The following is a 12146-nucleotide window of genomic DNA, read 5'->3' on the forward strand; positions in this document are numbered from 1 at the left end:
ACGACCACCGTACGGCGCACCACCGACAATGCTCAGGGGGTTGGCGCTCCGGCCGCTCCGGCCGCTCCGGCCGCGGTGGGCGGCTCTACGGCGACGGCGGGCGGTCGGGTGCCGATCACGACGGTGGCGCAGAGCTCGTCGGAGGCGGCCACGCGGGGGAGCAGCCCGCTGCGTCGGAAGGCCGCGACGGCCCGGTCCGCCTGCCGCTCACCGGTCTCGACGAGCAGGTGGCCGCCCGGCGCCAGCCACCGGGGCGCCTCCGCCGCCACCCGCCGCAGCACGTGCAGCCCGTCCGCGCCGCCGTCGAGCGCCACCAGCGGCTCGTACTCGCGGGCCTCCGACGGCAACAGGCCGACCTCCTCGGTGGGGACGTAGGGGACGTTCGCCGTCAGGACGTCGATCCGTCCCCGGAGGCCGACGGGCAGCGGGTCGAACAGGTCGCCCTCGTGGACCCGTCCGCCAGCCGCGGCCACATTGCGGCGGGCACAGCGCACCGCGGCCGGTTCGATGTCGCAGGCGTGCAGTTCGACCGCGCCCAGCGCCGCGGCCAGCGCGGCCCCGACGGCGCCGGAGCCGCAGCACAGATCGACCGCGACGGGGCGCCGCCCGCTCCGCGCAACGGCCCGCCCGAGGGCGACGGCCTGCCCGAGCAGGAACTCGGTGCGCCGGCGCGGCACGAAGACACCGGGGTCAACGCGGACCCGCAGACCACCGAACTCGGCCCAACCCAGGACGTGTTCCAGGGGATGGCCGGCCACTCGCCGCTCCACCATGGCGGCCAGGCCCTCGGGGGTGCGGGCCGCGGCGACGAGCAACGCGGCCTCGTCCTCGGCGAAGACGCAACCGGCGACGCGGAGCCTGTCGACGACGGAGGACGGGAGTGCGGAACGGGACGACGGCTGGGGCGACGGCTGGGACAACGACTGAGACAGCGACTGGGACGACGACATGGCGGTGAGCCTTTCGGGATGCCGAGGGCGCTTCCCGGGTCACGGATGTCGGGCGGTCACCTCAGGGGGACGGACGCACGGACGTGAGCCGGGAGCACCTGCCGGGACTGGCGGGGAATCGGTCTCACCTCCTCGGGGTCGCTGCGTACACGGGCGAACGCGGAATCCGCCGACAACCAAACGGGCCGCCGACGGCCGGGGCCACAGTACCCGACCTGGTGATCAACGGTCAGGAGGGAGCAGTCCGCCCGTCGCAGCGTCAGTTCCGGCTTCCTGGAAAGTACTTGTCATTTTGGAAAGTTCTTGTCAGCATGGTGAGTGTCGAAAGTGTGAGCGACGGCAGTGCAGGTGCAGGACTGATGAGGGGGATGGTCATGGGGGAGTACGCATCCGGCGAAGCGGCGGCCGCGCTGGCCCGCGCGGCGGAGCTGGGTTCGACGGTCCGCAGGAGCACGGCGTGGGCCGCGCGGTATCAGGTCGTCTTCGGCTGCGCGGCCGGTCTGATGGTGCTCGCCGTCGGGCTGGTGAAGGCGCCGTACGGGGTGGGGGTGGGTGTCGGGTTCTGGGTCGCGGTGATCGCCGGGCTGTCGGTCTACGCGGCCCGGCAGCGCGTCGCCCGGCGAGGGTTCGGCAGGCGCCACGGCATCCTGATCGGCACCTGGGGGCTGCTCTACGGCGCGGTGCTGGTGCCCGGAGTGATGTCCTTCCCGGGCGACGCGACATGGTGGGTGCCGGGCGCCGTCGCCGTCTCCCTCCCCGGCCTCATAGGCGGATATCTGGAGGCCCGGCGGTGACGGAGGCGCACGAGACGGACGCGGTGTCCACGGGCTCCGGCCCGGCGGGTGGAGCGGTGGCCCCGCGGGCCGGAAGCCATCCACGCCACGGCCTGGACGAGGTCATCCACGCCCCGGTCCGCTTCTCCATCGTGGCGACCCTGGCGGCTGCCGAGAAGGCCGAGTTCGCGTTCGTCCGCGATACGGTCGAGGTGAGCGACTCGGTCCTGTCGCGGCAGGTCGCCACCCTGGAGAAGGCCGGCTATGTCGCCGTCACCAAGGGCTATGTCGGCAAGCGCCCGCGCACCTGGCTCGCCCTCACGGCGGACGGCCGGGCCGCCTTCGCCGCGCACTGCCGGGCGCTGCGCGCCATAGCGGGCGCCGACGACTGACCGGGCCAGCCGCGCGACCGGCCGACCGGTAGCCCCGACGGCCCGACGGGCGCCGCACGGTGCCGCTCCGAGCGCGTCCCGTCAAGATCGGTTGACTTCGAGCGCACTCCAACTCCTACCGTCATGAACGGATCGGGGGGCGACGGCAGTTCGTTCTCTCCCCCGGCTCTCTCTGTTCGTCGTACGTGCCAGGAGGCAGCAGCATGATGGAGATTCCCACCCGCCACCTCGGGGGACTCGCGGTGTCGGCGCAGGGGCTCGGGTGCATGGGGATGAGCCATGGCTACGGTGCCTCGGACGACGACCAGTCGATCGCGACCCTCAACCACGCGCTCGACCTCGGCGTCTCCCTGCTGGACACCGCCGACTTCTACGGGGCGGGCCACAACGAGGAGTTGATCGGCCGGGCGATCGCCGGACGGCGCGACGAGGTGGTGCTGGCCACCAAGTTCGGCTTCGCCAACCGCCTCGGCGAGCCGACGAGGATCCGCGGTGACGCCGCCTACGTCCGCGAGGCGTGCGACGCCTCGCTGCGCCGGCTCGGCGTCGACCACATCGACCTCTACTACCAGCACCGCGTCGACCCCGACGTGCCGATCGAGGAGACCGTCGGCGCGATGGCCGAGCTGGTCGCCGCGGGCAAGGTGCGCCACCTCGGGCTCTCCGAGGCGAGCGCGGAGACCGTCCGGCGGGCCCACGCGGTCCACCCGATCGCCGCGCTGCAGAGCGAGTGGTCGCTGTGGACCCGTGATCTGGAGCAGGAGATCGCCCCGGTCTGCCGCGAGCTGGGCATCGGCCTGGTGCCGTTCTCGCCGCTCGGACGCGGCTTCCTGACGGGTCGCTACACCTCGGTGGAGGGCCTGCCGGAGTCGGATGTGCGCCGCACCCAGCCGCGGTTCGCCGACGGCAACCTGGAGCAGAACCTCGCGATCGTGGCGACACTGGAGAAGCTGGCCGCCGAAAAGGGCGTCACCACGGGCCAGTTGGCGCTGGCCTGGGTGCAGCACCGGGGCGAGGGCGTCGTGCCGATCCCCGGTACCCGCCGCCGGAAGTACCTGGAGGAGAACCTCGCGGCCCTGGAGGTGCGGCTCTCCGCCGAGGAGCTCGCCGCCATCGACGCCGCGGCCCCCGCCGACCGGGTCGCCGGCACCCGCTACGACGCGACGAGCCTGTCCTTCGTCGACAAGTGAGCCGGGAGGGCGGGCAAGGCCGGTGAGTCCGTCGGCCCGCCTGCCCGCCCGGTCGGGCTCACGCCGGTGACATCACCTCGTAGAGATGGCCGTCGGTGTCGCGGAAGAACAGGCCGCGGGGGCACAGCGGGTGGTCGGTCCGGCCGTTGTCCGGGTGGCCCGGCTCGTTGCCGAAGGGGATGCCCGCCGACCGGAGGCGGTCGAGGATCCCCTCGAAGGTCTCGGGATCGACGTCGAAGGCCAGGTGGTGGGCCTGGGCGTCGGGGACGGTCATGAAGTCCAGGGTGAGCGTCTCGTTCACCCGGACCGGGGCGAAGTGGCCGTCGCGGCCGGCCGGCGGAAGTTCCGGCAAGGCCATGACCGAGGCGAAGAAGCGGGCCGCCGCGCGGTGGTCGGCGGCCGGCACGATGGTGTGGTTGAGGGTGACGGGCATCAGGTGCTCCTGGGGTCGGTGAGGGTGCCGTGGAGCAGCACGGAGACGAGTTCCTCGGTGGCGAGCGGTCCGTGGGCCGGGCCGGCGGGTGACGGCAGCCGGCTGAAGAGCAGGCCCAGGAAGGCGGCGGCGACCCGCTCGGGGCTCAGCCGCAGCGCCTCCCGGTCCGGTTCGATCAGCTCGACCAGGGCGTCCTGCATGGCGAGGAAGGACCGGGTCCGGGCGTCCTCCGGGGGCGCCTCGCCCGCGCGGGGCTCCGGCGGATGCGGGCGCTCGCGGCGGTGCCCGGTGGCGTAGAGGCTCCGGACGACGGTGCCCATGCGCTCCATATGGGCGCAGAGCGCCTCGGCGGCCTCGGTGAGGCGGGTGGTCAGGGACTGGTCCAGGGGGACGGAGGCCAGTTCGCGCAGGACGTGGTCGACGCCCACCGCCTCGGCCACGCAGGCGTCCAGCAACTCGTCCTTGTCCTTGAACGCGCGGAAGACCGTGGCCTCGCCGATCCCGGCGGCGCGGGCGATCTGACTGGTGGTGACGGCCGTGCCGTGCTCCGCGATCAACGGGAGGGCGGCGGCGACGATCATGGCTCGGCGCTGCTCGACGCTCATGCCTGGGGCGCGGCGTCGGGGCGGCCGACTGTCTGCGGAAGGGTTCGCTGACGACATGACGACAGCGTACGGAGTGAGTACTCACTCCGTCAATGGGTCGACGCCGATGTTCCGGTCCCGTTGGTCGATGGTCGATGGTCGATGGCCGATGTGTCGATGTACGGGAGGCGCGGCCGCGCGGTCCTCCCTAGACTTCTGAAAAGGCGAGTGGAGACCTTTGCAGGAGCTCTTCAGGAGCTCCTCAGGAGTCCTTTCGGGAGACCTTTCAAGGGCAGGCGACCGAACACACACCGGCCGAGGCGGGCGACACGCCATGGAATGGAAGCTCGAACTGGTGCCGATTCCGGTGAGCGACGTGGAACGCGCGAAGCGCTTCTACAGCGAGCAGGTGGGCTTCGCCGTCGATCTCGACATCCGGCTCGACGACGGCGCACGGATCGTCCAGCTCACCCCGCCCGGTTCCGGTTGCTCGATCGTCCTGGGCGCGGGCGACGGTGTGACGCCGGCGCAGCCCGGCTCGGTGCAGGGCGTGCAGCTGGTGGTGCCCGATGTGGCCGCGGCGCGCGGGGAGTTGCTGGCCCGCGGGGTGCCGGTCGGCCCCGTTCGGCATGTGGAGAACGGGGCGCTCGCCGACGGCCCCGGCGGCGCGTGGAACTCGTTCGTCTACTTCAGCGACCCGGACGGCAACGGCTGGGCGGTACAGGAGGGACCTGCGGAGCCGACCGGAGCGGAGCGGTAGCCGTGCCCTGCCCCGCGCTCAGGCCCCCTCCGGGTGCCGCCGCGGATGGGTGGCCTCCAGGTGGGCCATGTGCCGCCGACCCCAGGAGCCCAGCGGCACCAGCGCCTCGTTGAGCGAGGTGCCCAGCTCGGTCAGCGTGTACTCGACCTTCGGCGGGACCTGGTCGAATGCCTCGCGGTGGACGATGCCGTCCGCCTCCAACTCGCGGAGCTGCTGGGCGAGTACCTTCTCGCTGACCCCCGGCAGCTCCCGACGCAACTGCCCGAACCGCCGGGGCTCCTGGGCCAGTGCCCACAGCAGCAGCACCTTCCACTTGCCGCCGATGACGTCCACGGCGGCGTCCAGGCCGCACTCGTAGGGCCCCTTCCGCCCGCCCACGCCGATCCCCTTCGCGTTCCGTCGCGTTCTGTCGCGTTCCTGCGCGGACCGTACCGCGCCGCAGGGTGCGCCGGTTGCGCGCGACCCCGCGTCCAGTATCGGTGATCGGTGACGGGCGGCGTCGCGCCGGACGCCCGTGCGGCGCCCGGCGCGACGCCGGCTCAGTTGCCGTACGGGCGGGCCAGGCGCGCCTCCCGCAGGGCCACCGCCCACCAGGTCAGCTGGTTCAGCAGGGCGTCGGCGGCCCGGGCCACCGGAGCCGGGTCGCGCAGCCGGCCCGCGTCGTCGAAGGGGCCGCCGGTGAGCGCGAAGCTGACCGTCTCCCGGATCGTGGTGGCGTGCAACTCGGCGAAGACCAGCCGCAGTTGCTCGACCGCGCGCAGGCCGCCGGAGATCCCGCCGTACGAGACGAAGCCGACCGGCTTGGCCTGCCACTCGGCCTTTAGCAGGTCGACCGCGTGCTTGAGCGGGGCCGGGAAGGAGTGGTTGTACTCCGGTGTGACGACCACGAACGCGTCCGCCTGCTCGACGCGCTTGGCGTAGGCGAGGAACTCCTCGCTGCCGTGCCGGAGTTCGTAGGGACGGACCTCGACCAGATCGATGACGTCGACGGTCAGCTGCGGGTGGGAGGCGCTGATGTGCCGGGTGAACCACTCGGTGACGACCGGGGCGAACCGGCCCTCGCGGGTGCTGGCGACGATCACGGCGAGGGTGTAGCGCGGTGCGGACATCTGGAGCCCTTCGTGGCAGGTGGGTGCGACGCCGATGACGCTAAAACCTCAATCGAAATTGAGGTCAAGTGCCCGAGGAACGAAGGGGGAGGAAGGGGCGAGGAGGGAAGAGGGGGACGGCGGGGAAGGGGCGAGGAGGGGTGACTCGCCCCGGTACCGGCCGGCCGCCGAGGCGCGCCGCGGCGGCGCCGCCCTCACTCCGCGCCGAACAGCTCCAGCAGCTCCGTCTTCTGGAACATCCGGGCCGTGTCGATCGCCGACGGCGTCCCGGCCGACGGATCGGCACCGTGCGCCAGAAGGACCTTCACGACCTCGTCCTCGCCCTTGAACACCGCACCGGCGAGGGGGGTCTGGCCCCGGTCGTTGGCGCGGTCCGCGTCGCCGCCCCGCTGCAGGAGGGCCTCCACGGTGGCCGGGTGGCCGTGGTAGGCGGCGAGCATCACCAGGGAGTCGCCCCTGTCGTTCGTCAGGTTGGCGGGCACGCCCGCGTCCACATAGGCGGCGACGGTGTCGGTGTCCCCGTGCCGCGCCAGGTCGAACACCTTGGCCGCGAGCTGCAGCACCTCGGGGTCGTGCGCGTGCTCGATCGACTCGGGCCCCCGCGGCTCGGAATTCGTCTCGCTCATTGGTCGCCGGCCTCCTGCTGTGGTCGTGGGTATCGGTATGCGTTACGGATGCACGGCCACTGTAAGTTTTCCCGGCCCCCCGCGGGGCGGATGCGGGGGCGCGGATTCCGCCGGGTCGGGGCCGGCGACCGGCGTCCGACCAGGGGCGCGGCGGGGCGCGGACCCCGCCGGAGCCCACCTGATCACCCGAACCGCGCGCCCCGGCACGAACCGGCCGCACGACACCCGCACGACACCCGCGCGGGTCAGAACGCCGCCCGTATCTCCCCGACCCGGCTGCCGCCCCCGTGCAGCGGCGCGTCCTCGATGCGCGCGAGCACCGGGTCGTCGATGCCCAGACCGCGCAGGACCCGGGCGAGGATCGGCCCCAGGGTGCGGCCCGCGCCGTCGTCGATCTTGAAGGCCACGGCCCGGCCGTCCGGCAGGGCCAGCGCCTGCACCGCCTCGGCGCCCATCTTGGAGAGGGTGCCGGGCAGGGCCCGCATCAGCCAGGTGTCGGGCCGGCGGGTGCCCGCGACGTACTCGGGGTGGGCCCGCATCGCGTCGGCCACACGCCGCTCCGGCGTGCCCGGCTCGGCGAGGACGAAGTGGCGGTAGGACCGCGCCAGGCCGGTCAGCGACAGCGACATCAGCGGCGCCCCGCAGCCGTCGACGCCGATGTGGGCCACCTCCTCGGCGGCCGCGGTGCGCACCACGTCCAGGACCAGCTGCTGGAGCGGGTGGTCCGGCTCCAGGTACGTCTCCAGCGGCCATCCGTTGAGCGCGCAGGCCGCGAGCATCGCGGTGTGCTTGCCGGAGCAGTTCATGGCCAGCGGTTCGCGGACCTTGCCGGCGGCGAGGTAGTGCTCCGCCTCCTCCGGGTCCAGCGGCAGGTCCGGCGGCGTCCGGAGGTGCTCGGTGGTGAGCCCGTGCTCGGCGAGCATGGTCCGCACCAGGTCGAGGTGGAACGATTCGCCGGAGTGGCTCGCCGCGGCCAGCGCCAGCCGCTCCCCGGAGAGCTCCAGGCCCGCCCGAAGGATCGCCGCCGCCTGCATCGGCTTGTTCGCCGACCGCGGGAAGACCGGCGCGGCCACGTCGCCGAGCGCCTGCTCGACGCTCCCGTCGGCCGCCAGCACCACCAGCGACCCCCGGTGCCGCCCCTCGACGAAGCCGGAGCGGACGACCTCGGCGAGCACCGGCGACGGGACCGCGGGACCCGACGGGACGGCGGCCGCCGAGGACGGCGCCTGCTCGGGTATCGGGGTGGACGAGGAGGAGGACGAGGTCACGGCCGGCCTTCCGGGGGACGGGGACCCGCTCCCCGGAGGCGGCTCGTGGCCGGTCAGGACAGCAGGTCGTCTACTTGTGCTTCGCCTTCACGGTACCTTCGCGCGATTTCCGCGCTGCAATCGTCGGTCGTGCGCTGCAGGGAGTGCCGGCGCTGCGAGATCTGCCGCTCGTAGCGGATCAGCCGCCCCATCCCGTCCTGCAACTCCTCGTCCGTACGGGCCGTGAGGTCCGACAGCTCGACCTCCCCGAGCATCTCGTCGGCGAGCCGGCGGTACTCCTCGCTGTGCGGGGTGCCCAGCGTCACATGGCGCGCGGACGAGCGCTGGCGCGACGGGAGGTCGGTGAGGATCTCCGGCAGCCGGTCCAGCAGCGGTGAGTGCGAGCCGGTGCGGCGGGCGGTCTCGGCGCGCAGGATGTCGATCCGGCCCTGTAGCAGCCGCCGCAGATAGCTGAGGTCGGCCTCCTCCTGCTGGCAGTCACGGCGCACCACGCGCAGTTCGGGCAGGCTCAGCCCGGACAGCTCGGGTGGGCCGGCCGGACGGAAGCGGTCGCGCTGCTGCGGGGGGCGGGCGGTCTGCGCCTGGCCGGCCTGGAGCATGGGGTCGTCCTCGGTACGGGCGGGCGCGGCGGGAGCCGGCGCCGGGGCGGTGGTGGTCGGGGCGTGCGGGGCCTCCGGGGCGGCCGGGGTCTCCGGGGCGGCCGGTCTCGTACGGCCGGACGGCGGGGTGGGGCGGGCCGGCGGGCTGCCTGCCGGTGCCGTACGGGCGGTTGGCACGGGGCCGGGTGTCCGGCCGGCGCCGAGTGTGGTCATGGATCGTTCCGTCCCCTCGTCCGGTGCCGCATCCAGGGCATGGTGTCCGTGAAACGCACCGCGTGCACGCATCGTGCCACTGTGTACGGGCCGTGTGCAGGGCCATGGCACTCGAACGGCCCTTGTGGGGGTACCCGCGCCGCGCCGTCCGGGCGGCCCGGCATGATGGCGGGTATGCGAGCTGTGGTGCAGAGGGTGAACGGCGCACGCGTCGAGGTGGCGGGCGAGACGGTCGGGGAGATCGTCGGGGAGGGGCTGTGCGCCTTGGTGGGCGTCACGCACGACGACACCCCGGAGAAGGCCGCGCAGCTCGCCCGGAAGCTGTGGACGCTGCGGATCCTCCAGGGCGAGAAGTCCTGCTCGGACAACGGGGCGCCGCTGCTGGTGATCAGCCAGTTCACTCTCTACGGTGACGCGCGCAAGGGCCGTCGTCCCACCTGGCACGCCGCCGCCCCCGGTCCGGTCGCCGAACCGCTGGTCGACGAGGTGGTCGCGCAGCTGCGGGCGCTGGGCGCGCAGGTGGCGACCGGGCGGTTCGGCGCCGACATGAAGGTCTCGCTGACGAACGACGGGCCGTTCACGGTACTCGTCGACGTCTGAGGGGCGGTCGGGGCCGGGGGCGGCGGGGGCCGGGGCGGCTCGTAGCGGGAGGGGAACGGATCCCCTACGGTTCGACCACGACCTCCTGGGATGCCGCGGTGGTGCCCGCGAGCAGCGGGGCGTCGGTCGGGACGTTCCGCTTGACCAGGGCCAGGGCGATCGGGCCGAGTTCGTGGTGGCGGGCCGAGGTGGTGACGAAGCCGAGCTGGCGGCCCTCCTCGCCGTCCGCGGCCAGCCGGATCGGCGTCCCGTGCGGCGGGAGGTGGACCTCGCTGCCGTCGAGGTGGAGGAAGACCAGGCGGCGCGGCGGCTTGCCGAGGTTCTGGACCCGGGCGACGGTCTCCTGGCCGCGGTAGCAGCCCTTCTGGAGGTGGACCGCGCTGCCGATCCAGCCGACCTCGTGCGGGATGGTGCGGTGGTCGGTCTCCAGGCCCAGCCGCGGGCGGTGCCCCTCCACGCGCAGCGCCTCCAGCGCCAGCACGCCGATCGCGGGCCCGTGCGCCGCGGCGAACGGCTCCAGTTCGGCGCGCGGCAGGAAGAGGTCGCGGCCGTACGAGGTCTCCCGGACGACGGTGCCCTCGGGGGCCTCCACGATGGAGCCGGCCGGGAGGTGGACGACGGCGAACTCCCCGGTGCGGTCGGCGACCTCGACCCGGTAGAAGAACTTCATGCTCTCCAGGTAGGCGAGCACCGCCTCCTGTTTGCCGGGCTCGGTGTGCATCCAGGTCGTCCCGCCGTCGTCGACCAGGTAGAGCGCGTGCTCGACATGGCCGTTCGCGGAGAGGATCAGCGCCTCGGTGGCCTGGCCGGGCGGGAGTTCGGTGACGTGCTGGGTGAGCAGCAGATGGAGCCAGCTCAGCCGCTCGGGACCGCTGACGGTGAGCACGCCGCGGTGCGAGAGGTCCACGAAGCCGGACCCGTCGGCGAGGGCGCGCTGCTCCCGGAACAGGTCGCCGTAGTGCGCGGCGACGCCTTCGTCGGGGGCCTCGGCGGGGACGGCGCCGGGCAGCGACAGCAGGGGGCTGGCGGATGAATGTCGCAGCATGCGCCCAGCCTACGACCAGCGGCGCCGGTCCTATGCGTTCCCCTTGGTGCGCTCGCCGCCCTGCGCGGCCCGGTCCGTGCAGGCCGTGCACCGGCCGAAGATCGCGAAGTGCTTCATGTCGGTGTCGAAGCCGAACTGCTCGCGGAGGGTGGCGACGAACGGCTCGGCGACCGACAGGTCCGCCTCGATGACGTCCGTGCAGTCCCGGCACACCAGGTGGATGTGGTGGTGGCGGTCGGCGAGGTGGTAGGTGGGCGCCCCGTGCCCGAGGTGGGCGTGGCTGACCAGATCCAGCTCCTCCAGCAGCTCCAGCGTGCGGTAGACGGTGGAGATGTTGATGCCGCCGGCGGTCTTGCGCACCTCGGTGAGGATGTCGTCAGGGGTGGCGTGCTCCAGCCTGTCGACCGCCTCCAGGACGAGTTGCCGCTGCGGGGTCAGGCGGTATCCGCGCCTGCGGAGGTCGCTCTGCCAGTCGGTGGTCACCACACGGCCAGTGTAGGAGGGCGGCCGGGCCGTGTGCATGCCCCGGAGTCGGCCATCCGCGCCGCCCGGGTCAGCCGGTGTGCACGCCCCGCAGGTAGCGGGCCAGGTCGCCGATGGCGGTGGGGTTGCGGGGGCTCTCGACGAGTTCGGCGTAGTCCATGACGTAGATGCGGTGGTTCCGGACCGCGGAGACGCCGGCGAGCGGGGCGTAGGACTCCAGGAACGCCTTCTTCTGTGCGGCGGTGGTGTCGCCGTAGTTGTTGATGACGATGACGTCGGGGTCGCGGGCGACGACGGTCTCCCAGCCGACGGTGGTCCAGGAGTCCTTGAGGTCCTTCATGACGTTGTCGCCGCCGGCCTTGGTGATGATGTCGTGCGGGCCGGCGTACCGGCCGGCGGTCAGCGGCTTGTCGCGGCCGTCGTCGTAGAGGAAGACGGTGGGGCGGTGGGCCGGGGTGTGTGCGGCGGCCTCGGCGACCTGCTTCTTGTACGTGCGGATCAGGGCCTGGGCGCGGTCCTCGACGTCGAAGATCTTCCCGAGGGCGGCGAGGTCGGCGTAGAGCGCCTCCAGGGGCGGCAGCACCCCGCGGGCGCCGCCGTCGGTGCCGTTGTGGCAGGACTCGGTCAGCACGTAGGAGCCGATGCCGAGCTTCTTCAGGGCGGCGGGGGTCAGGCCGTTGCCCTCGCCGAAACCGTAGTTCCAGCCGGCGAAGACCAGGTCGGCCCCGGCGTCCAGGGCCATCTCCTTGGTGAGGGCCTTCTTGGACAGCCAGGGGACCTTGCCGTAGGCGGCCTTCCAGGGGACCTTGGACAGGTCGCCCTTGTCGTCGGGCATGGCGTAGCCGGCCATCCGGTCCGTAAGGCCGAGCGCGAACATGATCTCGGTGATGCCGACGTCGTTGGTGACCACGCGGCGCGGGGCGCGCGCGTAGGTGGCCGGGGTGCCGCAGTTGGTGACGGTGACGGGGTAGTGCCCGGAGGCGCGGTCGCCGTCGCCGCCGCCGGCGTCCTCGGCGACGTGGGCGCCGCAGCCGGTGAGGGCGAGGGCCAGGGCGGCGAGCAGGGCGGCGGGACGGAGGCCGCGGCGGGCGGCGCGGGGAGTGTTCGGCACGGGGTGGTCC

Annotated in this window: 16 protein-coding genes; 5 read left to right on the forward strand and 11 right to left on the reverse strand. The window is 73.2% G+C overall.

What is annotated here, in order from left to right; genetic code table 11:
- Positions 1 to 32: 32 nt before the first annotated feature.
- Positions 33 to 950, reverse strand: coding sequence for a putative protein N(5)-glutamine methyltransferase (locus K2224_RS09020; RefSeq protein ID WP_221906070.1), 918 nt, complete (start codon positions 948 to 950; stop codon positions 33 to 35).
- Between the two features lie 374 nt (positions 951 to 1324).
- Between K2224_RS09020 and K2224_RS09025 the strand changes: the two genes are divergently transcribed.
- The 3 genes from K2224_RS09025 to K2224_RS09035 all read left to right on the forward strand — a co-directional run bounded on the left by K2224_RS09025 (position 1325) and on the right by K2224_RS09035 (position 3305).
- Positions 1325 to 1744 carry a hypothetical protein gene (locus K2224_RS09025; protein WP_221906071.1) on the forward strand — a complete coding sequence of 140 codons (420 nt, stop codon included), beginning with the start codon at positions 1325 to 1327 and terminating at the stop codon, positions 1742 to 1744.
- A gap of 56 nt (positions 1745 to 1800) precedes the next feature.
- On the forward strand, positions 1801 to 2115 hold the full coding sequence (locus K2224_RS09030; protein ID WP_221909519.1) for a transcriptional regulator: 315 nt from the start codon (positions 1801 to 1803) through the stop codon (positions 2113 to 2115).
- 203 nt (positions 2116 to 2318) lie between these two features.
- The gene (locus K2224_RS09035; RefSeq protein WP_221906072.1) at positions 2319 to 3305 is read left to right on the forward strand and encodes an aldo/keto reductase; all 987 of its coding nucleotides are present in this window, start codon (positions 2319 to 2321) and stop codon (positions 3303 to 3305) included.
- Between the two features lie 58 nt (positions 3306 to 3363).
- On the opposite strand, the gene K2224_RS09040 is transcribed toward K2224_RS09035, so the two are convergent.
- Together K2224_RS09040 and K2224_RS09045 are read right to left on the reverse strand one after the other, a co-directional pair.
- The gene (locus K2224_RS09040; protein WP_221906073.1) at positions 3364 to 3738 is read right to left on the reverse strand and encodes a VOC family protein; all 375 of its coding nucleotides are present in this window, start codon (positions 3736 to 3738) and stop codon (positions 3364 to 3366) included.
- On the reverse strand, positions 3738 to 4343 hold the full coding sequence (locus tag K2224_RS09045) for a TetR/AcrR family transcriptional regulator (protein ID WP_260692414.1): 606 nt from the start codon (positions 4341 to 4343) through the stop codon (positions 3738 to 3740). The genes K2224_RS09040 and K2224_RS09045 overlap by 1 nt, the downstream gene beginning before the upstream one ends.
- Before the next feature lie 313 nt (positions 4344 to 4656).
- Here K2224_RS09045 and K2224_RS09050 point away from each other — a divergent pair, with 313 nt between their 5' ends.
- The gene (locus tag K2224_RS09050) at positions 4657 to 5082 is read left to right on the forward strand and encodes a VOC family protein (protein ID WP_221906074.1); all 426 of its coding nucleotides are present in this window, start codon (positions 4657 to 4659) and stop codon (positions 5080 to 5082) included.
- Between the two features lie 18 nt (positions 5083 to 5100).
- Here K2224_RS09050 and K2224_RS09055 read toward each other — a convergent pair whose 3' ends face one another.
- The 5 genes from K2224_RS09055 to K2224_RS09075 form a co-directional block, all read right to left on the reverse strand.
- The gene (locus K2224_RS09055) at positions 5101 to 5460 is read right to left on the reverse strand and encodes a helix-turn-helix domain-containing protein (protein WP_221906075.1); all 360 of its coding nucleotides are present in this window, start codon (positions 5458 to 5460) and stop codon (positions 5101 to 5103) included.
- Positions 5461 to 5621: 161 nt separating this feature from the next.
- On the reverse strand, positions 5622 to 6191 hold the full coding sequence (locus K2224_RS09060) for an NADPH-dependent FMN reductase (protein ID WP_221906076.1): 570 nt from the start codon (positions 6189 to 6191) through the stop codon (positions 5622 to 5624).
- A 194-nt stretch (positions 6192 to 6385) separates the two neighbouring features.
- The gene (locus K2224_RS09065; protein WP_221906077.1) at positions 6386 to 6817 is read right to left on the reverse strand and encodes an ankyrin repeat domain-containing protein; all 432 of its coding nucleotides are present in this window, start codon (positions 6815 to 6817) and stop codon (positions 6386 to 6388) included.
- Between the two features lie 245 nt (positions 6818 to 7062).
- On the reverse strand, positions 7063 to 8085 hold the full coding sequence (locus K2224_RS09070; RefSeq protein WP_398202997.1) for an asparaginase: 1023 nt from the start codon (positions 8083 to 8085) through the stop codon (positions 7063 to 7065).
- Positions 8086 to 8138: 53 nt separating this feature from the next.
- Positions 8139 to 8897, reverse strand: coding sequence for an ABC transporter substrate-binding protein (locus K2224_RS09075; protein WP_221906078.1), 759 nt, complete (start codon positions 8895 to 8897; stop codon positions 8139 to 8141).
- A 174-nt stretch (positions 8898 to 9071) separates the two neighbouring features.
- On the opposite strand from K2224_RS09075, the gene dtd reads away from it, so the two are divergent.
- Positions 9072 to 9497, forward strand: coding sequence for a D-aminoacyl-tRNA deacylase (gene dtd / locus K2224_RS09080; protein WP_221906079.1), 426 nt, complete (start codon positions 9072 to 9074; stop codon positions 9495 to 9497).
- A gap of 64 nt (positions 9498 to 9561) precedes the next feature.
- Here dtd and K2224_RS09085 read toward each other — a convergent pair whose 3' ends face one another.
- From K2224_RS09085 to K2224_RS09095, 3 genes are all read right to left on the reverse strand, one after another.
- On the reverse strand, positions 9562 to 10542 hold the full coding sequence (locus K2224_RS09085) for a folate-binding protein YgfZ (protein WP_221906080.1): 981 nt from the start codon (positions 10540 to 10542) through the stop codon (positions 9562 to 9564).
- Between the two features lie 30 nt (positions 10543 to 10572).
- Complete coding sequence (locus K2224_RS09090; RefSeq protein ID WP_260692415.1) at positions 10573 to 11028, reverse strand: Fur family transcriptional regulator; 456 nt, start codon at positions 11026 to 11028, stop codon at positions 10573 to 10575.
- A 67-nt stretch (positions 11029 to 11095) separates the two neighbouring features.
- Positions 11096 to 12136: an ABC transporter substrate-binding protein gene (locus K2224_RS09095; protein ID WP_221906082.1), complete on the reverse strand. Its 1041-nt coding sequence runs from the start codon at positions 12134 to 12136 to the stop codon at positions 11096 to 11098.
- Between the last annotated feature and the right edge of the window lie 10 nt (positions 12137 to 12146).

The sequence above is a fragment of the Streptomyces sp. BHT-5-2 genome (genome assembly GCF_019774615.1).
Taxonomy (GTDB): Bacteria; Actinomycetota; Actinomycetes; order Streptomycetales; family Streptomycetaceae; genus Streptomyces.